Source organism: Streptomyces sp. NPDC053426 (assembly GCF_055585405.1).
Genome location: NZ_JBVJKE010000020.1, coordinates 73797 through 94383, shown reverse-complemented (window position 1 = coordinate 94383; position 20587 = coordinate 73797). Strand labels below are relative to the sequence as shown.

Below are 20587 nucleotides of genomic sequence, written 5' to 3'. Positions count from 1 at the left end.
GGGGGTACGCGGGCTGGGCGGTCGGATCCGGCGGGGGAGAGCGGAGGGGAAGTGCGGGTGTGCCGAGGCGCGGGGCGCGGCGTTCCGGGGCGGGGGCTTCACCCCAACGGCGGGTGCCCGCTGCGAGGGCGTGCCCGCCGTGAGACGTTGACGGCACCCGATGCCCTTTTCGAGCGCTTTGTTCTCCTGGATCGCCCGCAGTCGGCAACTGAACGCACGGCCACCCCGTCCGTGGCCGGTCTGAAGCGGAGGAGTGTCACCCCATGAGCGAGGCCAACCCCGTCAAGCGGGCGGCGAAGAAGATCGCCGAAAAGCTGCAGGACGACGGATCGGCCCCGGCCGACGGCGTTCCCGGACGGCCGGGCTCCCGGCCGCCGTCCGTGGCCGAGCCGACCGAGCCCCGCGAGCCGCTGCCGCCGAAGCCGGACCAGAGCGGCCCGGCCACCGTGTCACCCACCGGCCAGCCCACCGGCGCCGACCAGGCCAGGGTGGCGCAGTCCGGGAGCTATCTGACCAACGCGCAGGGCACCCGGCTGTACGACACCGACCACTCGCTCAAGGCGGGTCCGCGCGGCCCCGTACTGCTCCAGGACCACCATCTGCGCGAGAAGGTCATGCACTTCGACCACGAGCGCATCCCGGAGCGCGTGGTCCACGCCCGCGGCGCGGGCGCGCACGGGGTCTTCCAGAGCTACGGCACGGCGGCCTCCGTGACCAAGGCGGGGTTCCTCGCCGCGGACGTCGAGACGCCGGTGTTCGTACGGTTCTCCACCGTGGTCGGCTCACGCGGGTCCGCCGACACCGTGCGCGACACCCGCGGCTTCGCCACGAAGTTCTACACCAGTGAGGGCGTCTTCGACCTGGTGGGCAACAACATCCCGGTCTTCTTCATCCAGGACGCCATCAAGTTCCCCGACGTCGTCCACGCCGCGAAGCCGCACCCCGACAGGGAGATCCCCCAGGCGCAGAGCGCGCACGACACCTTCTGGGACTTCGTCTCCCTGCACACCGAGGCGACCCACCACACCATCTTCTTCATGGGCGACCGCGGCATCCCGCGCTCCTTCCGGATGATGGAGGGCTTCGGCGTCCACACCTTCCGGCTGGTGAACGCCGAGGGCGCCACGACACTGGTGAAGTTCCACTGGAAGCCCAAGCTGGGCGTGCACTCCCTGGTGTGGGACGAGGCGCAGACGATCAACGGCGTCGACCCGGACTTCCACCGGCGGGACCTCGCCGACGCCATCGAGGCGGGCGCCTACCCGCAGTGGGAACTGGGCATCCAGACCTTCCCCGACACCCCGGAGCAGACCTTCGAGGGCATCGACCTGCTGGACCCGACGAACATCGTGCCCGAGGAGATCGCCCCGGTGCAGCCGGTCGGGCTGATGACCCTCAACCGGAACCCGTCCAACTTCTTCGCCGAGACGGAGCAGGTCGCCTTCCATGTCGGTCACCTCGTGCCCGGCATCGACGTCACCGACGACCCGCTGCTCGCGGGACGGCTGTTCTCGTACCTGGACACCCAGATCACGCGCCTGGGCGGCCCCAACTTCCCGCAACTGCCGATCAACCGGCCGCAGGCACCGGTCAACGACATGCTGCGCGACGGCATGCACCAGACGGCCGTGCACCGGGGGGTGGCCCCCTACCGGCCCAACTCCCTCGACGGCGGCTGCCCGTTCACCGCGGGCGCGGACACGAGCGCGTTCATCGAGGCGCCGGTGCGCATCCCGGAGGCGTCGAAGGTGCGCGAGGCGCCGGAGTCGTTCGCGGACCACTTCAGCCAGCCCCGCCGGTTCTGGCTGAGCATGAGCCCGGTGGAGCGCGAGCACATCATCGGCGCCTACACCTTCGAGCTGGGCAAGTGTTACGAACAGGCCATCAGGGAACGGACCTTGCAGGTCCTCGCCAACATCGACCCCGAGCTGTGCGCCGGTGTCGCCGAGGGGCTCGGCCTGCCCGCGCCGGAGCCCACCGTGCCGCTCGCCGACGTCGAACCGAGCCCGGCCCTCTCGCAGATCGGGCGGACCTGGCCGGTGGACGGCCGTGTCATCGGCGTCGTCGCCGGCCCGGACGGCGACCTCGACGGCGTCCACGCGGTACGCGACGCGGTGCTCGAGGCGGGCATGGTCCCGCTGATCGTGGCGCCGACCGGCGGCACGCTCGGCTCGGGCGACTCGGCCCTGACGGTCCAGCGCAGCTATGTCACCGCGCGTTCCGTCGAGTTCGACGCCGTACTGCTGGCCGGGGTGCCGGCCATGGGCGACGACACGGCAGGCGTGCGCGACGGCAAGGGCGCGGCCTCCGCCGCGCAGCGGACGGCGATCGATCCGCGGATCGGGCTGCTGCTGACCGAGGCGTTCCGGCACGGCAAGGCGATCGGCGCGTGGGCGGGCGGCGAAGCCGCCCTCGAAGCGTCCGGCGTCCCCACCGACGCCCCCGGCATCGTGGTCGCCGACTCCGGCCCCGCCGTCCTCGGCGAGATCCGTGAACTGCTGGCCTCACACCGGGTCTGGGAACGCTTCACGACCCGGGCCTGACACCCGGCCACGACGGGAGCACCCGTCAACCCGGTCCGAAAGCGCACCGGCGCCACAGGCCGTGCCCAGCCGTTCCGCCCTGCGGGGCGGCTGCCCACGGCGGTCGCGGGGGACGCCGGTGTTCCCGTGGCCTGCTCGGTGGTGGGGTGCCGGCTCCGTCGCCGTACAGTGGGGAGGACGGCCCTCACCTGCCGGATTCCACGGAACCCGGCAGGCGGGCGTTCCGTATCGTCTCCGCGCCCGAGAAGCCGACCCGCACATGCGCCACCACCCGTCCTCGTCCCCCGGCTCCCAGGAGCCCCTCTTCGGTCTCGACGAGCTGCCGGCGGCACCGGCGGCAGGGCCGGCGGCGTCCGCTTCCGCCTTCCGGGACTCCGCGCAGGCGCGCCGGCTTCTCGCGATCCGGGAGATCCACGCCGAACCGGCCGCCGCCGCCTCGCCCCGCGGGCGGCAGATCCTCGCCCGGTTCCCCGGGGCCCGGCTGATCGAGACGGACTCCCACTGGCGCATCCCCGAGCTGCACGGCAACGAGGGCAGCGCCGACCGCTGGATGCGGATCAAGCGCGAGACCCTCGTCCTGGGCGTGAAGAAGACGCTCACCACCCGCCCCAACGGCCGCTCCGCCGACTGGATCGCCCCCGGCCCGTCCAACGGCTGCGCCCTGTCCTGCGTGTACTGCTACGTCCCCCGCCGCAAGGGCTTCGCCAACCCGATCACCCTCTTCACCAACATCGACCGGATCATCGCCCACCTCGGCCGCCACGTCGCCGCCCAGGGCACCAAACCGGAGCCCAACCAGTGCGATCCCGAGGCATGGGTGTACGACATCGGGGAGAACGGCGACTGCTCCGTCGACGCCCTCGTCTGCGACAACACCGCCGACCTGGTGCGCGCCTTCCGCGACTGGCCCACCGCGAAGGCGTCCTTCGCGACCAAGTTCGTCAACCCCGACCTGCTGGAGCTCGACCCGCGCGGCCGTACCCGTATCCGGTTCTCGGTGATGCCGGCCGACGACTCACGCCTGCTGGACCTGCGCACCAGCCCGGTCGACCGGCGGATCGCCGCCGCCGCGGACTTCCTCGACGCCGGGTACGAGGTGCACTTCAACCTCTCACCCGTCGTCGTCCGCCCCGGCTGGCAGGACGCCTGGGCCGGACTGCTGCGGCACATGGACGACGTACTGCCCGAGCGCGTGAAGCGGCAGGCCCGCGCCGAAGTCATCACGCTCACCCACAACGCGGACCTGCACGAGGTCAACCTCCGCTGGCACCCGCGCGGCGAGGACGTGCTGTGGCGGCCCGCCGCGCAGGAGACCAAACGCTCCCAGAACGGTGCCCTCAACCTCCGCTACCGCGCCGACATCAAGCGCCGCGCCCTCGCGGACCTGCGGGAACTGGCCACCCGGCACACACCGTGGCTCGATATCCGCTACGCCTTCTGACGGCCCGGCACCAACCCGTTCCGGCTTTCTCCCAGGTCACCCCCTGATAACGGGAATTAAGGGTAGGCTAACCTTGCCACGTGATTCCTGCTGAAGAGGCGGCCCTGGGCCCGCGCGGCCATCAACTGTCGGCCACCGATGTGACCGTGGCGTACGACGGCGCCGACGTCGTGCACGACGCGGCGCTGACCCTGCGCCCCGGCGAAGTGACCGTCCTGGTGGGCCCGAACGGCAGCGGCAAGTCGACCCTGCTGCGCACCGTCGCCCGGCTGCAACGGCCGCGGACCGCCACGCTCACGATCGACGCCGGCACCGACGCGCTGGCCCTCGGCCCCCGGGAGTTCTCCCGCCGCGTCGCCCTGCTGCTCCAGGGACGCCCCACCCCCAGCGGTCTCAGCGTGCGGGACGTCGTCGAGTTCGGCCGCTACCCGCACCGCGGCCGATGGGGCGGCACGGACCCCGGCGGCCGCGCCGCCGTGGACCGCGCCCTCGCCCTCACCGGCGTCGCCGAACTCGCCGACCGCGGAGCCGAACACCTCTCCGGAGGACAGCTCCAGCGCGTGTGGCTGGCCGGCTGCCTCGCCCAGGAGACCGGCGTCCTCCTCCTCGACGAACCCACCACCTACCTCGACCTGCGCTACCAGGTCGAACTCCTCGACCTCATGCGCGACCTCGCCGACGAACACGGCATCGCCGTCGGCGTCGTCCTGCACGACCTCGACCAGGCGGCGGCCGTCGCCGACCGGATCGTGCTCCTCGCGGCCGGACGCGTCGTCGCCGAGGGCCCGCCCGAGGACGTCCTCACCCCGGAGCGCCTGACCGAGGTCTACGGCATCCGGATCGAGGTCGACACCGACCCCCTCACCGGCCGGCTGCGCACCCGCGCCATCGGCCGTCACCACACCCGAAGCGAAAGGCTCGGCACCACCTCATGAGACGCCTCCTGCTCACCGCGCCCCTGGCCACCGCCGCCACCCTCCTGCTGGCGGCCTGCGGCACCACCGAACCCGCCGCCGACGACGCCGGCGCCAAGGAGTCCGCGCAGGCCATCACCCTCACCGACGCCACCGGCGCGAAGGTGGAACTCGACGGCCCCGCCAAGAAGGTCGTCGGCACCGAGTGGAACGTCGTCGAGCACCTGGTCTCCCTCGGCGTCGACCCGGTGGGCGTCGCCGACGTCAAGGGCTACAAGACCTGGGACACCGCGGTTCCGCTCAAGAACGAGCCCAAGGACATCGGCACCCGTGGCGAGCCCAGCATGGACACCATCGCCTCGCTCAAGCCCGACCTCATCGTCGCCACCACCGACCTGCAGCCCGACGCCGTCAAGCAGTTGCGCAAGGTCGCCCCGGTCCTGGAGGTGAAGTCCGCCGACGCCGCCGACCCGATCGGGCAGATGCTGAAGAACCTCGACCTCATCGCCGAGGCCACCGGCACCACCGAGCGCGCGGCCACGCTGAAGAAGGACTTCGACGCCAAGCTCGCCGAGGGACAGAAGGCCCTCGCCGACGCCGGCCTGGACGGCGCGGGGATCGCCTTCGCCGACGGCTACGTCGCCTCCAACCAGGTCTCCGTCCGCCCCTACACCTCCGGTTCGCTGATCGGCGCCGTCAACGAGCGGCTCGGCCTGAAGAACGCCTGGAAGCTGAAGGGCGACGAGGCCTACGGCCTGGCCTCCACCGACGTCGAGGGGCTGACCGACCTGGGCGAGGTCCACTTCGCCTACATCGGCAACAAGGACGACGCCAGCAGCGACCCGTTCGGCAAGGAGCTCGCCGACAACTCCGTGTGGAAGTCGCTGCCGTTCGTGAAGTCCGGTGACGTCCACCGGCTGGACGACGGCATCTGGATGTTCGGCGGCACCGGCTCGATGGAGGCGTACGCCGACGCCCTCGTCGCCTCGCTGACGAAGTAGCGCGATGGCCGTCACCGCCACCACTCCCACCGCCCGTCCGGCGACGGTGTCGTCCCGGACGGGCGCGGCCGCGGTGACGACCGCGCTCGTGCTCCTGGTCGCGGCCCTCGCCGTCGTCGACATCACCCAGGGCACCGCCGCGGTCGGCCCGGCCGAGGTCCTCAAGGCCCTCACCGGACGGGCCGACCCGGCCGACGCGTCCGTCGTCATCGCCTCACGGCTGCCCCGCATGACCGCCGGGCTCCTCGTGGGCGCGGCCCTCGGCATGGCCGGCGTCGCCCTGCAGGCCGTCAGCCGCAACGTCCTGGCCTCCCCGGACACCCTCGCCGTCAACGCGGGCTCCTACTTCGCCCTCGGCATCGCCGCCGTCACCGGAGTGTCCCTGCCGCTGCTCGCCTCCTCGGGCGTCGCCTTCGCCGGCGGGCTCGCGGCGGCGGCCGTCGTCCTCGGACTGTCGGGGCTCGGCGCGGGCACCGTACGGCTGGTGCTCGCCGGCACCGCGCTCGCCCTCGGGCTCACCGCCGTCACCGAGGGGCTGCTCCTGCTGTTCCCGCAGCAGACCGAGGGCCTCTACCAGTGGAACCAGGGCAACATCGGCCAGAACGGCTTCGACGGTGTCCTGCAGATGCTGCCCGTCGCCGTCGTCGGACTCGCCGGCCTGCTGCTCATCGCCCGCCGGGTCGACGCCCTCGCCCTCGGCGACGACGCGGCCCGCGGACTCGGCGTCCCGGTGCGGGCCACCCGCGTCACGGCCGTCGTCCTGGCGACCCTGCTCTCCGCGGCGGCCGTCACCCTGGCCGGCCCGATCGGCTTCGTCGGCCTGTGCGCCCCGGCCCTCGCCCGCCCGCTCGCCCGCCGCGTCCGGGGACTGCGGCTGCTGCGGGCGGGCGTGCCGGTCGCGGGCCTCGTCGGCGCCGCGCTGGTGCTCGGGGCGGACGTGCTGCTGCGGACGTTCGTCGACGCGGACACCGCGGTCGCCGTCCCCACCGGCGTGGTCACCAGCCTCGTCGGCGCGACGTTCCTGGTGGTGATGGCGGCCCGGCTCCGCGACACCGCCGGCGTCGCCGCGCCGGACAAGCTGCGCATCCGCAGCCGCGCCGTCTTCCTCACCACGCTCACCGTGCTGACGGTCGTCCTGGTCGGCGTCACGATCGCCGCCGTCCTGCTGGGCGACAGCAAGCTGCTGCTGGGCGACGTGGTCAACTGGGCGCAGGGCAGGGCGGGCAGGACCGTCTCCTTCGTGCTGGACACCCGTATGCCCCGGGTGTTCGCCGCGCTCCTCGCCGGGGCGGCGCTCGCGCTGGCCGGAACCCTGGTGCAGGCCGTCACCCGCAACCCGCTGGCGGAACCCGCCGTCCTGGGCGTCTCCGGCGGTGGCGCGCTCGGCGCGGTGATCCTGGTGACGACGGTTCCCGTCGTCGGGGGGTGGGGCGTCGCCGGGGCGGCCTTCGCGGGATCCGCGGTCACCGCGGTCGTCGTGTTCGGCCTCGCCGCACGCGGGGGCTACCAGCAGAACCGGCTGGTACTCGTCGGAATCGGCACCGCGACCGCGACGACGGCCCTGATCAGCCTGCTGATCGTGCTCACCGACCCGTTCAACGCGACCAAGGCCCTCACCTGGCTGTCGGGCTCCACGTACGGCCGGACCATGCCCGACGTCCTCCCCCTCGCGGCCGTCCTCGCCGTCGGTGTCGCGGTGGCCGGCGTACGGCACCGGGAACTCGACCTGGTCTCCCTCGACGAGGACACCCCCCGGCTCCTCGGACTCGACCTGGCGCGCGGGAGGCTGGGCTTCCTCGTGCTGAGCGTGCTGCTCACCGCCGCAGCCGTGGCCGCCGCGGGCACCATCGGCTTCGTCGGCCTGGTCGCCCCGCACGCGGCGCGCGCCCTCGTCGGGCGGCGGCACACCCGCGTCCTGCCGGTCGCGCTGCTGCTCGGCGCCGTACTGGTGTGCACGGCCGACCTGTTGGGCCGCACCGTGATCGCCCCCGCCCAGCTGGGCGCCGGCCTGATGACGGCCGTGATCGGAACGCCGTACTTCCTGTACGTGCTGGTGCGCAGCCGCCGGTAGGCCCCGACGTACCGACCGCCGGTCGCCGCCCGCCCGACGGGGCCGGCGGCGACCGGCGGTCGGACCGGTCGGCGCGGGCCGCGCCGCGTGCCGGCCGGTGAACCGTGGTCTCCGGGACGCGCGCGTCCCGATCACGCCCCCCGAATCAAGGGATGAAATCCTTTTCAACGGCAAGGTAGGGTGAGAGCCACAGACGGTGAAAGGATGCGTACGCAGGTGGTGACGATCCATGATGTGGCGCGAGCCGCCGGAGTGTCCCCGGCCACGGTCTCGCGAGTCTTCAACGGCGGCAATGTCACACCGGCACGTGCCCAGTCCGTTCAGGAGGCCGCCGCGGCCCTCGGCTTCGCGCCCAACCGGGTCGCCAGGTCGCTGCGCAAGCAGCGGTCCAGCGTGATCGCCCTGATCATCCCGGACATCGAGAACCCGTTCTTCACCTCGCTCGCCCGGGGCGTCGAGGACGCCGCACAGCGCACCAGCCTGTCGGTCGTCCTGTGCAACTCCGACGAGGACACCGACAAGGAACGCCGCTACCTCGAGGTCGCGCTCGGCGAGCAGATGGCCGGCGTGATCGTGGCGGCGGCGTCCCGGGACGAGACGGACCTCGGCCCGCTGACCGCCCGGGGCGTGCCCGTGGTCGCCGTCGACCGGCGGCCCCGCGACGCCGAGGTGGACGCGGTCAGGGTGGACGACCGGCACGGCGGTGAGGTGGCCACCCGCCATCTCGTCCGGGCCGGCTACCGCAGGATCGCCTGCATCACCGGCCCCGCCGGCGCCTCGACCTCCGAGGAGCGCCTGGCCGGCTACCGCGCCGCCCTGCACTCCGCGCGGGAGGAGGGAGTGGCGGGCGACGACGCCTACGTACGGCACGCCGACTTCCGGGTGGAGGGGGGCCGCGCCGCGATGTGCGATCTGCTGGCCCTGCCCGAGCCGCCCGACGCGGTGTTCGTCGCCAACAACCTCATGACCATCGGTGTCCTGGACGCCCTCGGCGAGGTCGGCCGGACCCCGCCCGGCGTCGGCGTCCTGTCGTTCGGCGACGTGCCGTGGGCGTCACTGGTCCGTCCCTCGCTGACCGCCGTGGAGCTTCCCTCGTACGAACTCGGACGCACCGCGGCGGATCTGCTGCTGCAGCGGATGGAGGGGAGCGCGTCTCCGCTCCAGACGGTCGTTCTGCGCACGACCCTTCAGGTCCGCGAGAGTACGGCGGGGCCGCCGACGAGCTGACCGGCCCGCCGCCGAACGCACCGGCGCCGCACCGGACGTCATTCGTCCGGTGCGGCGCCGTTCGTGCGGGTGGGCGCGGAGACGGCGGCCGGGGTTACTTCAGGCCGGACGTCTTGACGGATTCCACGATCTGTCGCTGGAAGGCGAAGAACAGGATCAGCATCGGGAGCGCCGCGATCGTCGCCGCCGCCAGGATGTAGTTCCAGTTGGAGGTGTACTGCGTCTGGAACGAGGCGATACCGAGCTGGACCACCGTCAGGTCCTGGTCGCTGGTGGCGACCAGCGGCCAGACGAAGGCGTTCCAGTTGGCGAGGAAGAAGAAGATCGCCAGCGCCGAGAGGATCGGCCGGGACATCGGCAGCACGATGTTCCAGTAGACCCGCCAGTGACCGCATCCGTCGATCACCGCCGCCTCCTCCAGCTCCTTCGGCAGCCCCAGGTAGAACTGGCGGAGCAGGAAGATGCCGAAGGCGTTGAAGATCGCCGGGATGATCAGGCCGGCGTAGCTGTCCAGCATGCCCAGCTCACGCACGACCAGGAACAGCGGGATCAGCACCACGGGCGCCGTGACCAGCAGAGTCGCGAAGATCGCGCCGAACACCTTCTCGCGGCCCGGGAAGCGCAGCCGGGCCAGCGCGTACGCGGCCATCGAGTGGAAGAACAGCGCCACCACGGTGATCACCGCGGAGGTGAAGAAGCTGTTCCACAGGTAGCGGGCGAACGGCACCTCCGTGAAGACGTACACGAAGTTGTCGAAGGTGAAGTCCGTGGGGATCAGCTTGCCGTCGGTGACGGTCTCCCGCGTCTTGAAGGACGACGTGAGCATCCACAGCACCGGGAAGAGGCTGATCAGCGACACGACGACGGCGAGAACCGTCAGTCCCGTGCGGGAGGAGAGCGGCCGGCGCCGGCCGGCCGGTGTGGTGGACCGGGCCGCCGTGGTGTCACTCGCCATCGTCGAACCTCCCGCCTCTCGTGAACTTGAAGACGACCGCGGAGACGGCGACCATGATCAGCACCAGGAACGAGCCCATGGCCGACGCGTAGCCGTACTCACCGAATCCGAAGGCCTGCTGGTAGATGTAGAAGATCGCCAGCGAGGTGCCGTTGGCGGGACCGCCGTTGGTCAGGACGAAGATCAGGTCGAGACCGCCGGTGATGGCGGCGACCGTCGACATCAGCAGCACGAAGAAGCTGGTCGGACGGAGCAGCGGCCAGGTGATGGTGCGGAACGTGGTCCACGGGCCCGAGCCGTCGAGCTTCGCGGCCTCGTAGTACTCCTTGGGGATCTCCTGCAGACCCGCCAGGAAGATGATCATGTAGTAGCCCATCATCACCCACACCATGACGGCGATGACGCAGGCGAGGGCGAGGGACGGGCTGCCGAGCCAGGACTCGCCGTCGAAGCCGGCCGCCCGCATGGCCCGGTTGACCGCGCCGGTCTGCTCGTCGAGCAGGAACTTCCACAGCACGCCGACCACCACGAGGCTGATGACGTACGGCAGGAAGAGCACGGTGCGGTACACGCCCATGCCGGGCAGCTTCTGCTTGACCAGCAGTCCCAGGGCGAGGCTCACGCAGAACAGCACGGGGACGAGGATCACCACGTACAGGCCGGTGATCTTCATGGAGTCCCAGAAGAGCGGGTCGTTCATCATCCGCTCGTAGTTGCCGAGCCCGATCCACTCGTAGCTGCCGAAGCCGCTGACCTGGAAGAAGCTCAGGACGATGGACAGCACCATCGGGACGGCGACGAAGACCAGCAGCCCGAGGGCGTCGGGGGCGAGGAACAGGCCGGCGGCCAGCCACTCGCGGTGCTTGCGGCTCAGTCTCCGCCCGGGGGAGGAGGCCGGTGCCTCCGCCGGGGCCGTGGCGGCGGACCGTCGGTCCTGTGCGGCGACGCTGCTCATATCAGGCTCGCCCCCTTGTAGCTCTTGGTGTAGGCCTCGATGGACCGGGCCGCCCGTTCCGCGGCGCCGTCGACGCCGTGGCCGGCCAGCATGGTGCCCTGGATGGCGTCGGAGATCGCCTTGTAGACCACCGGGGGATAGCGCGGCTCGGCGCGGCCGCCCGGGAAGATCTCGTCCTTGAACTTCCTCATGATCTCGGAGTCGTAGCCGCCCTTGGCGGCGCCCCGCTCCAGGGCCGTGGCGCGGGGCGCCACATCGGACTTGGCGCCGGTGCACCAGTCGACCATCCGGTCGATGGAGTCGTCCTTCATCGACCCCAGCGCCCAGACGCAGAACTCGGCCGCCGCCTCGGGGTTGCGCCCCTGGGCGTTGGCGCAGAACGACCAGCCGCCCAGCGTGGTGACGTACTCGCCGCCGTCGGGCACGGGGAGCTTGAACACGCCGTACTCGTAGTCGGGGGCGAACGCCTTGAAGCTGGAGACCTGCCAGATGCCCTGCTGCCACATGGCGACGTTGCCGGCCTTGAAACCGCCGATCACGTCACCGGCCGCGGGCAGGGTGCGGGGCGTGATGCCGTGGCGCACGGCGTCCTGCCAGAACGACAGGGCCCGCCGGGTGGCCTTGGAGTCGAAGGCGACGTTGCCCTGGGCGTCCAGCACGTCGCCGCCGCCCTGCCACATCCACGGGTACCAGGTGAAGTTCTGGTAGTAGCCGGGGTTGGTCTCGAAGACCAGGCCGGCCGTGGTCCTCGACCGCAGCTTGTCGCCGATGTCGAGCATCTGGTCCCAGGTGGTGGGGATGTCGGCCTCGGACAGTCCGGCCTTCTCCCAGATGCTCCGGGAGTAGAACATCGCCAGCGGCTCGATCTCCATGGGGAGGGCGTAGACCTTGCCGTCGACCTTGCGGCTGTCCAGCGCGGAGCCGAAGTCGTCGATGGCGGCCTGCTCCATGTGCGGAGTGAGGTCTTCCAGGACGCCGCCGTTGTAGTAGCGCAGGAAGTCGCCGGGGGAGAGCATGAAGATGTCCGGGCCCTCGCCGGTGGCGAAGGCGGACGGCAGCTTGAACCCGTTGAGATAGGTGGGCTGCGGCAGGTACACGAGGTCGATCTGCTGCTTGTGGGTGGCGTTCCACCGGTCGACCATGTCGACGAACCACTTGGACTGCGCGTTGATCGCCGGGTCGGGCGAGCGCTGGGGTCCGTAGAAGTTCCAGAACTGGAGGTTGCCCCCCTTCGCCTGTGCGGTGCCGCAACCGGTGAGCAGTGCCGGGGACGCCACCGCGGCTCCCGCACCCGCCATGGCGGTGAGGACGCGGCGGCGCGGGACGCCGGGGGAGGTGGCCGGGTGCCCGGCTTCGTTGCCGTGCTGGAGCATGCGTGCGCTCCTGTCGGAGTGTTATAGGGCCATGTGGGAGCGGATCCTGGGGGGCGGGCCGTGGGTGGCCGGCCCTCGTGTGCGGAGGGCCGGCGCATCCGGCGGGCGGATCCGCGGTGACCGGCGGCTGTCGCCGGCCGTCCGTGGACGACGTGCCGTACGGGGACGGTCAGTCGACTTCGAGCGTGAGCAGGTCCGGCGTGGCCGGGAGGGACGCGGAGCTCGGGGCGTCCAGGTAGAACAGCGAGGTGCTGGCGATGTCGTCGCTGGTGTGCCGGTAGCGGTGCGGCAGGCCGTTGCCCTGGCCGGGGCCGATGCCGAGGCTCTGCACGGTGACGCGGAGGTCCTCGGAGAAGCGGATCGGGTCCAGGACGTGCCAGCGGTACATCCCGAACCGCTGCTGGCTGCCGTACAGCCCGTCGGGGCGCAGGATCTGGTTCAGGCCGAGGTACGGCGTGGTGTACGCGGTGTATCCCTGGCCGGGGACGTCGAAGTTCCAGGCGCCGCCGAAGTAGTCCTCGGTGCCGGTGCCGCAGATCGTCGGGAACTCGTCGTCGCCGTCGAGGTAGAACTTCAGCTCGCCCTCGCCCCACCAGCCCGGGCTGTTGACGCCCCACGCCATGTACGTGCCGACGTAGGAGCCGGCGCCGGTGACGCCGTCGAGCAGCGTGTGCACCTCGCCGAACGGCACCGGGTGGCTGCGCCGCCACTGGGCGTGGAAGTACGAGGCGTCGTCGCCGACCTCGTCCAGTTCGTAGTCCACCTGGTAATAGAGCGTGACCTTCTCGGCGGTCAGGTTCTCCAGCGTGATGCGCGCCTTGCGGCGGAACGGCATCGGCCAGTACGCGTTGAAACCGCCGTTGGGGTTGGCCGCGACCGGCACGGACGACACCTGGCTGAAGGTGTTCCAGCCGTTGCAGAAGAAGTCGCCGAGCGGGACCTCGACGGCCGGGGTCTCCTCGCCCTCCCAGTACATCCGCAGCAGGGTGCCGCGCCACGCCCGGTGCGGGTCGGTGGTGCACCACAGATGGCGGATGGTGCCGGGGCCGTCGATGTCCGCGAGCACCGCCGTCTCGCCGGCGGCGATGTCGATGCTGGGGGAGATCTTCCAGCCCGGTCCCAGCCGGCTCGCCGCGACCGCTCCGGTGCCCTCGGTGGCACGGCCGCCGCCGGACTTGACGCCGGTGAAGTTCTCGGCGCTGATGGAACGGCTCACGGCACGCGACCTGCGCGAGATGCCGTCGAGTCCAAAGGTCGTCATCGTGTCTTGCCTCAAGTGGTGGGGTTACGGTGCGCCGGACGCCCCGGGGCATGGTGGCGCTCGGTCGAGGCGCCGCCGGACCGGCTGGTCCGAGCACCTCTGAAATCCATTTCACCGAAACGTAGAGCGGGTCCCAGGGGGTGTCAAGAGGTGAGACGGCTGGTCGTTTCCCCATCCCCCTTCGCCCGCCTGACGTGCCTTTCTCCAGGAGAGTGACCGCTCGCACATGGCCTCTTGACGCTGAAATCGATTTCTGCAACCGTGCGGGTCATGCCTCGCAACGCAGTCATCGGTGTGGACATCGGCACCTCGAGCAGCAAGGGCGTCCTCGTCGGCCTCGACGGCACGCTGATCCGTTCCGCCGTACGGGAGCACACTCCCGAAAGGCCCGGACCCGGCCGCTTCGAGATGGACGCCTCGGTCTGGTGGCGCGAGTTCACCGAGCTCGCCCGGGAGCTGACCGCCGCCGGTGACGCCACGGTGGTCGCCGTCGGCGTCAGCGGCATGGGCCCCTGCGTCCTGCTGACCGACGAGCACGACACCCCGCTGCGGCCGGCCGTCCTCTACGGCGTGGACACCCGCTCCGTCGCGCAGATCCACCACCTCGAGAAGCGGCTCGGCGCCGACGAGATCATCCGCCGCTGCGGCTCCGCCCTGACCACCCAGGCCGCGGGCCCCAAGATCGCCTGGATCGCCGAGGAGGAACCCGGGCTCTACGCGCGGGCCCGCCGCCTCTACATGCCCAGCTCCTGGCTGGTCCGGAAACTCACCGGGGCCTACGTCCTGGACCACCACTCGGCCAGCCAGTGCACCCCGCTGTACGACACCCACGCGGGCGACTGGTACGCCCCCTGGGCCGCCGAGGTGGCGCCCGGCATCGACCTGCCACCGCTGCGCTGGTCCGGCGAGACGGCCGGCGTGCTCACCGCCGAGGCGGCCCGCGAGACCGGACTGCCGGCCGGCATCCCCGTCACCACCGGCACCATCGACGCCTGGGCCGAGGCCCTCAGCGTGGGCGCTCAGCATATTGGTGACCTGATGCTCATGTATGGCACCACCATGTTCCTCATCCACACGGTGCCCGAGCCGCTCACCAGCCCGTCCCTGTGGGGCACCGTCGGCGCGCTGCCCGGCACCCGCAACCTGGCCGGCGGCATGGCCACCTCCGGCGCCGTCACCAACTGGCTGCGCGACCTGTTCACCGGCGCCGACCACACCGAGCTCACCCGCCTCGCGACCGAGTCCGGACCCGGCGCCAACGGACTGCTGATGCTCCCCTACTTCTCCGGCGAACGCACCCCGATCATGGACCCCGACGCCCGCGGAGTGATCGCCGGACTGACCCTCTCCCACACCCGCGGCGACCTCTACCGGGCCGCCCTGGAGGCCACCGGTTTCGGCGTCCGCCACAACATCGAGGGCATCGAGGCGGCCGGCGGCGACATCCGCCGCGTGGTCGCCGTGGGCGGCGGCACCCAGGGCGCGCTGTGGACCCAGATCGTCTCCGACATCACCGGCCGCCCCCAGGAACTGCGCACCATCACCATCGGCGCGAGCTACGGCGGCGCACTGCTGGCCGCGCAGCTCGTCGCGGACGTCTCCATCGACGACTGGAACCCGGTGCGCGAGACGGTCACCCCCCGCGCGGAGCACACCGGACGCTACGACGAGCTGTACGCCCTGTACCGCCGCCTGTACCCGGACACGATGGCGACGGTGCACGCCCTGGCGTCCTTCCAGGACCGCTGACACCCGGCCGCGAGGCCGCCGACGGCAGCGGCGCCCACCTCCCCGTGCGCCGACACGGCGACCGGACACCGACCACCGACCGCAAGACCCTCCGCCCGCACCCCGGGCCGGACGCACTACCAACGGAGAACGCATGACCGCGTACACCCTGCCCGAGCTCCACCGGCCGCCGGCCGCCGAGCCGAACACCGTCCACACCGTCGCCAGCGGCGATCTCCGCCCCGCCGCCAACACCACCTGCTGGCCCACCCAGGAGAAACTGGAGAGCGACCTCGCCGCGGCCGTCACCGACCTGGGGTGGACGGTCCGCCGCGGCCACCCCGTCGACCAGGCCAAGGGGCACGGATTCATCGACAGCCAGCGCGCCGGCATCGAGGTCTTCAAGAACATCCCCAAGGACGCCCCGCTGATCGTCGTCGAGGCCGTCTGGCAGTACAGCCACCACGTCCTCGCCGGCCTGCGCAGCCACGAGGGTCCGATCCTGGTCGTCGCCAACTGGAGCGGCGAGTTCCCGGGCCTGGTCGGCCTGCTGAACCTGGCCGGCAGCCTCACCAAGGCGGGCCGCGACTACTCGGTCCTGTGGAGCCCCGACTTCACCGACGACTGGGCGCGCGAGGGCCTGCGCACCTGGCTGGAGACGGGCACCCTCACCCACGACCAGAGCCACGTCCGCCCGCTGCCGCCGCTGGCGAAGGACGCCGAGACCGAACTCGGCACCGCCCTCGCCCGGCAGCTGCGCGAGGAGAAGGCGATCATCGGCGTCTTCGACGAGGGCTGCATGGGCATGTACAACGCCATCATCGACGACGAACTCCTCAACCCCCTGGGCATATACAAGGAGCGTCTCTCGCAGAGCGCCCTCGTCGCCGAGATGAACAAGGTCTCCGACGCCGAGGCCCAGGCCGTCCGCGCCTGGCTCGACGACGCCGGCATGACCTTCCACACCGGCACCGACGAGGCCACCGAACTCACCGACGCCCAACTGCTCAGCCAGTTCAAGATGTACATCGCCGCGCTGCGCATCTCCGACGACTTCGGACTCGACGCGGTCGGCATCCAGTACCAGCAGGGCCTCAAGGACACCGTCCCGGCCAGCGACCTCGCCGAGGGCCTGCTCAACAACGTGCAGCGTCCGCCCGTACACAGCCGGGACGGCTCCCGCGAGCTCTACGCCGGCGCTCCGCTGCCGCACTTCAACGAGGTCGACGAGGGCGTCGCCGTCGACTCCCTCGTCACCAACCGCATCTGGACGGCCATGGGCCTGGACCCGGCCACCACGCTGCACGACATCCGCTGGGGCGAGGAGTACGACGGCCGGTTCGTGTGGGTCTTCGAGATCTCCGGCTCGGTCCCCGCCTCCCACCACGGCGGCTACGACAAGTCGTACAGCATGCGCCAGCCCCCGATGTTCTTCCCGCTCGGCGGCGGCACCCTCAGCGGCGTCTCCAAGCCCGGCGAGATCGTCTGGTCGCGCGTCTTCCTGATGGACGGCCGCCTCCACGTCGACCTCGGCCGCGCCAGCGCCGTCGAGCTGCCGGAGGAGGAGACCCGGCGCCGGCTCGACGCCACCAACCACCAGTGGCCGATCATGCACGCGGTGCTGCACGGCGTCACCCGTGACCAGTTCATGGCCCGCCACCGCGCCAACCACCTCAACGTCGCCTACGCGCCCGACGCGGACACCGCCGACAAGGCGCTGCGCGCCAAGGCCGCCCTCTTCGCCGAACTCGGCGTCGAGGTCCACCTGTGCGGTGACGTGACGCTCTGACCCCAGCGGCGGCGTCCCCCGACGCGCCGCCCTTCCCATGGTCCGCCCGCCGCCCGCCCCCCGCGCGCGGCGGGCGGACCCGCACCGCACGTACCGGAATCCGCCGAGGAGTACACCGTGTGCACAACCAGAGTCCTGATCACCCTGGTGACCGGGCTGGCCGCCGTCACCACCATGACCGCCCCCGCCGCGCCCGCCGCCCTGGCCGACGGCCGGAAGGTCCCCGCCGCCAAGGCACTCGCCAACGCCCCCGAGAGCACCTACTTCTCCACCGCGGAGGTGGCCCCCGGCGCCACCGTCGGTGCCCCCGCGATCGGCGACAACAAGGAACACGGCGACCTGTGGCCGTCCTGCTGGTCGGACGACGACCACGTCTACTCGGCGTACGGCGACGGCGTGGGCTTCGCCGACACCTGGCACGACATCGGCGTGGCCAGGATCAGCGGGATGCCCGGCGACCTGAACGGCACCCAGAAGGCCGTGGGCGACGAGGTCGGCCGGATCTGGGGCGACCCCGCCCAGTACTACCGCAAGCCCACCGGCATGGTCTGTGTGAACGGCGACCTGTACCTCGCCGTCCAGGACCTCAAGCGCGGCACCCTGGACCACGCGCCCAGCGCCACGATCGTCAAGTCCACGGACAAGGGCGAGACATGGACGTCGGACAAGACCAGCCCGATGTTCTCCGACGAGAAGTTCACCACGGTGATGTTCCTGGACCACGGCAAGGACAACGCCGGCAGTCCCGACGGATACGTCTACGCCTACGGCATGGACCACAACTGGCGTGACACCTTCGACCCCGACCCGGACCCGACCGACCTCTACCTCGCCCGCGTCCCCGCGAACTCGATCCAGGACCGCTCCACCTGGCGGTTCTACGCCGGCGACAGCGGCGGCAGGCCCCAGTGGACCTCCAGCCTCGACCGGCGGGTCCCGGTCCTCCACGACGACCGCCGCATCTACCAGAACGTGGGCACGCCCGGCCGGGTCAGGGACCTGAGCAGGATCAGCCAGGGCGGCGTCGTCCACAACAAGCCGCTCGACCGGTACATCTACACGTCCTGGACGGAGTACACCTTCGAGTTCTACGAGGCGCCCACCCCCTGGGGCCCGTGGAAGCACTTCACCCCCAAGGACTTCGGCGGCTACCCCTGGACCCACACCAAGCACGGCGGCTACGCCACCACCATCCCGTCCAAGTACATCAGCGCCGACGGCAAGTCGATGTGGCTGCAGTCCAACGTCTGCCCCTGCGGCGGCGGTTACGCGCCCGGTGACTTCTGGGCCTACACCTACTCGCTGCGCAAGCTCTCGCTCACCCCGGCCGTCCCCACCACCCCGGACAACACTCCTGACGCCACCCGCAACCTCGCACGCGAGGACGGCACCGTGCCCGTCGAACGCGCCACCCACTTCGGCACCGCGGTCCACAACGACGGCGACAAGGCCCAGAACGAGGACGACTGGAACGACGAACGCAAGACCACCAGCTGGTGGGGCTACACCTGGCCGCGCGAGTACCGGGTCAACCGGGTCGCCTACACCACCGGCACGATGTTCGGCGACGGCGGCTGGTTCAGCGACGCTCCCCGGATCCAGGTACGGCGTAACGGAGTCTGGACCGACGTCACCGGCCAGAGCGTGACCCCGTCCTACCCGACGTCACCGGCCGCCGGCACCAACCGGACCTACGTCTTCGACTTCGACACCGCCAGCGGCGACGGCGTACGGATCACCGGCGGCAGCGGAGGGACCCAGACCTTCACGTCGATCGCCGAACTGGAGGCCTACTACCGCTGACGGCGAAAGGCACCTGACAGATCGTCGCGCGGCGGGCTACGCTCGCCGCGATGACCACTCACTCTGTTCTCGGATTGGGGGTCCCGTCCGCGCAAGGTGATTGCTGATGCACTCACAGACCGCGAACGGGAATCCCCGCCTTTCCCTCTGGCGCCGCGTACGGGAGTACGCCGTACCGCCCTCCATGATCGAGACCGCCACCGCCCGCCGACAGGTCGGCGACTGGGCGGGCGCCTGCGCCGCGGCGGGTATCGACGTCGACCTCCGTCTCCGTCCCCTGGCCCACACCCGCGGCCGGGAGCTCGCGGCCCAGGTCCGGGCCGATCTACGTCACTTGGCGCCCGACCTGCTGCGCTGGCACATGCCGAGAGTCGCCCCCGACGGACTGCTGCGTCCCGGCCTCACCGTCGCCCTGGCCCGCTACGGCCGTCAGGACCCGGTGTACCTCGTGGTCCGGACGCCGCCCGCCTGGGCGGACGGCGGCCAGCGGATCAGCCTCGCCCTGTGGGACGCCGGCCGGCTCGGCGCCGACGCCCGGCACCATCCGCATCCGCGTCCCGGGCCCCGGTTCCGCCTGGATCTGCACCGCCACCTGTGGGACGCCCGCAGAACCGGTGAACTACGGGCCCGCTCCGGCGCCGACCGGCCGACGGCCGAACCCGAACCGCCCGAACCGCCAGGACTCCTCCCGCCCGGACACCACTGCGCCGTGGACCGCTGGGCCGACGAGGCACGCATCGTCCTGCGCGACGCCGGGCGTACGGCCGGCACCCTCATCGTCCGGATCGGCGCCGCGCACCGGCTGCTCCTGACCCTCCCCGACGACGGCGACGGACCTGCCCCGCCCGAGGCGCGGATCGCGCCCGCCGACACCGCCGGCTCCGCCACCCCACTGCCCGTCCTGCCCGACGCGGCCACCCATGTCCTGCCCGACCTCGACCTGCTCCGCACCGGCGCGATCGAGGCCGGGCGGCTGCATCCACTGGTGGCCGCCGCGCTGGTGCCGGGCCGTACGGCGACCGGTCCGCCCCGGACACCGGAGCGGACCGGGCAGCCCCACATCGTGGAGTGCCGCGGAGCACGGCACCGGATCGGCCTGGTCGACGGCGTACTGGTCCCCCTGGACCACGACCCGGACGAGATCCGGCGGGAGGAACTGCTGGCCGAACTGACCGGCACCCCGCTTCCCTGCCTCCAGGCCGTCGACCGGGCACACCGGCGGCCGGACTGCCTCACGGGCGTACGCGAACGCCTCGACCACGGCGACATCGCCGGGGCGCTCGCCGTCGTCGAGAACCTGCTGGGACCCGACGCGCGCCTGCGCGGCGGACCCCTGCGGGACGAACTCGAGGCGGCCGCACGGCGGCGGATCACCTACGGGCTGTACCGGTCGGGTCTCAGCGGACCCGCACCCGGGTGGCTCCACCCGGCTCGCCCCCGCCCCGACGACCGTCGCTCCCACCCGCGCCACGCGACGCGCGGCTGACTCCCCGGGGACTCGCGTTCCCGCCCACTTACCCACACAG

General features: G+C 71.6%; 14 protein-coding genes. 10 read left to right on the top strand and 4 right to left on the bottom strand.

Annotation, left to right across the window (positions count from 1 at the left end; translation table 11 throughout):
- Nucleotides 1-263: 263 nt before the first annotated feature.
- From ACZ62B_RS32455 to ACZ62B_RS32430, 6 genes are all read left to right on the top strand, one after another.
- Nucleotides 264-2543 carry a catalase gene (locus tag ACZ62B_RS32455; protein ID WP_469693082.1) on the top strand — a complete coding sequence of 760 codons (2280 nt, stop codon included), beginning with the start codon at nt 264-266 and terminating at the stop codon, nt 2541-2543.
- 259 nt (nt 2544-2802) lie between these two features.
- Nucleotides 2803-3984 carry a spore photoproduct lyase family protein gene (locus ACZ62B_RS32450; protein WP_469693080.1) on the top strand — a complete coding sequence of 394 codons (1182 nt, stop codon included), beginning with the start codon at nt 2803-2805 and terminating at the stop codon, nt 3982-3984.
- A gap of 80 nt (nt 3985-4064) precedes the next feature.
- The gene (locus ACZ62B_RS32445; RefSeq protein ID WP_344562576.1) at nt 4065-4919 is read left to right on the top strand and encodes an ABC transporter ATP-binding protein; all 855 of its coding nucleotides are present in this window, start codon (nt 4065-4067) and stop codon (nt 4917-4919) included.
- Nucleotides 4916-5899 carry an iron-siderophore ABC transporter substrate-binding protein gene (locus ACZ62B_RS32440; RefSeq protein WP_344562574.1) on the top strand — a complete coding sequence of 328 codons (984 nt, stop codon included), beginning with the start codon at nt 4916-4918 and terminating at the stop codon, nt 5897-5899. Before ACZ62B_RS32445 ends, ACZ62B_RS32440 begins: the two co-directional genes overlap by 4 nt.
- A 4-nt stretch (nt 5900-5903) precedes the next feature.
- Nucleotides 5904-7970 carry an iron ABC transporter permease gene (locus ACZ62B_RS32435; protein WP_344562572.1) on the top strand — a complete coding sequence of 689 codons (2067 nt, stop codon included), beginning with the start codon at nt 5904-5906 and terminating at the stop codon, nt 7968-7970.
- Between the two features lie 204 nt (nt 7971-8174).
- A complete protein-coding gene (locus ACZ62B_RS32430) occupies nt 8175-9197 on the top strand; it encodes a LacI family DNA-binding transcriptional regulator (RefSeq protein WP_344562570.1) in 1023 nt (340 codons plus the stop codon).
- A 94-nt stretch (nt 9198-9291) separates the two neighbouring features.
- Here the strand turns inward: ACZ62B_RS32430 and ACZ62B_RS32425 are convergent, their stop codons facing one another.
- The 4 genes from ACZ62B_RS32425 to ACZ62B_RS32410 all read right to left on the bottom strand — a co-directional run bounded on the left by ACZ62B_RS32425 (nt 9292) and on the right by ACZ62B_RS32410 (nt 13741).
- On the bottom strand, nt 9292-10152 hold the full coding sequence (locus tag ACZ62B_RS32425) for a carbohydrate ABC transporter permease (RefSeq protein ID WP_344562567.1): 861 nt from the start codon (nt 10150-10152) through the stop codon (nt 9292-9294).
- Nucleotides 10142-11107, bottom strand: a complete 966-nt coding sequence (locus ACZ62B_RS32420) for a carbohydrate ABC transporter permease (RefSeq protein ID WP_344562565.1) — start codon at nt 11105-11107, stop codon at nt 10142-10144. Before ACZ62B_RS32420 ends, ACZ62B_RS32425 begins: the two co-directional genes overlap by 11 nt.
- Nucleotides 11104-12480: an ABC transporter substrate-binding protein gene (locus ACZ62B_RS32415; RefSeq protein WP_344562560.1), complete on the bottom strand. Its 1377-nt coding sequence runs from the start codon at nt 12478-12480 to the stop codon at nt 11104-11106. The genes ACZ62B_RS32420 and ACZ62B_RS32415 overlap by 4 nt, the downstream gene beginning before the upstream one ends.
- A 169-nt stretch (nt 12481-12649) precedes the next feature.
- Complete coding sequence (locus ACZ62B_RS32410) at nt 12650-13741, bottom strand: glycoside hydrolase family 172 protein (RefSeq protein ID WP_468724680.1); 1092 nt, start codon at nt 13739-13741, stop codon at nt 12650-12652.
- 270 nt (nt 13742-14011) lie between these two features.
- Between ACZ62B_RS32410 and ACZ62B_RS32405 the strand changes: the two genes are divergently transcribed.
- The 4 genes from ACZ62B_RS32405 to ACZ62B_RS32390 all read left to right on the top strand — a co-directional run bounded on the left by ACZ62B_RS32405 (nt 14012) and on the right by ACZ62B_RS32390 (nt 20547).
- A complete protein-coding gene (locus ACZ62B_RS32405; protein WP_469693076.1) occupies nt 14012-15490 on the top strand; it encodes an FGGY-family carbohydrate kinase in 1479 nt (492 codons plus the stop codon).
- Between the two features lie 133 nt (nt 15491-15623).
- Nucleotides 15624-17258, top strand: coding sequence for a fucose isomerase (locus ACZ62B_RS32400; RefSeq protein ID WP_344562554.1), 1635 nt, complete (start codon nt 15624-15626; stop codon nt 17256-17258).
- A 117-nt stretch (nt 17259-17375) separates the two neighbouring features.
- A complete protein-coding gene (locus ACZ62B_RS32395) occupies nt 17376-19061 on the top strand; it encodes a DUF4185 domain-containing protein (protein WP_469693074.1) in 1686 nt (561 codons plus the stop codon).
- A 106-nt stretch (nt 19062-19167) separates the two neighbouring features.
- Nucleotides 19168-20547, top strand: coding sequence for a hypothetical protein (locus ACZ62B_RS32390; RefSeq protein WP_469693073.1), 1380 nt, complete (start codon nt 19168-19170; stop codon nt 20545-20547).
- The last annotated feature ends 40 nt before the right edge of the window (nt 20548-20587 follow it).

Excerpts from the sequence above, each read along its gene's own strand:
- ACZ62B_RS32455 (WP_469693082.1), top strand. The coding sequence starts at position 264 with ATGAGCGAGGCCAACCCCGTCAAGCGGGCGGCGAAGAAGATCGCCGAA.
- ACZ62B_RS32450 (WP_469693080.1), top strand. The coding sequence starts at position 2,803 with ATGCGCCACCACCCGTCCTCGTCCCCCGGCTCCCAGGAGCCCCTCTTC.
- ACZ62B_RS32440 (WP_344562574.1), top strand. The coding sequence starts at position 4,916 with ATGAGACGCCTCCTGCTCACCGCGCCCCTGGCCACCGCCGCCACCCTC.
- ACZ62B_RS32435 (WP_344562572.1), top strand. The coding sequence starts at position 5,904 with ATGGCCGTCACCGCCACCACTCCCACCGCCCGTCCGGCGACGGTGTCG.
- ACZ62B_RS32430 (WP_344562570.1), top strand. The coding sequence starts at position 8,175 with ATGCGTACGCAGGTGGTGACGATCCATGATGTGGCGCGAGCCGCCGGA.
- ACZ62B_RS32425 (WP_344562567.1), bottom strand. The coding sequence starts at position 10,152 with ATGGCGAGTGACACCACGGCGGCCCGGTCCACCACACCGGCCGGCCGG.
- ACZ62B_RS32420 (WP_344562565.1), bottom strand. The coding sequence starts at position 11,107 with ATGAGCAGCGTCGCCGCACAGGACCGACGGTCCGCCGCCACGGCCCCG.
- ACZ62B_RS32415 (WP_344562560.1), bottom strand. The coding sequence starts at position 12,480 with ATGCTCCAGCACGGCAACGAAGCCGGGCACCCGGCCACCTCCCCCGGC.
- ACZ62B_RS32410 (WP_468724680.1), bottom strand. The coding sequence starts at position 13,741 with ATGACGACCTTTGGACTCGACGGCATCTCGCGCAGGTCGCGTGCCGTG.
- ACZ62B_RS32405 (WP_469693076.1), top strand. The coding sequence starts at position 14,012 with ATGCCTCGCAACGCAGTCATCGGTGTGGACATCGGCACCTCGAGCAGC.
- ACZ62B_RS32400 (WP_344562554.1), top strand. The coding sequence starts at position 15,624 with ATGACCGCGTACACCCTGCCCGAGCTCCACCGGCCGCCGGCCGCCGAG.
- ACZ62B_RS32390 (WP_469693073.1), top strand. The coding sequence starts at position 19,168 with ATGCACTCACAGACCGCGAACGGGAATCCCCGCCTTTCCCTCTGGCGC.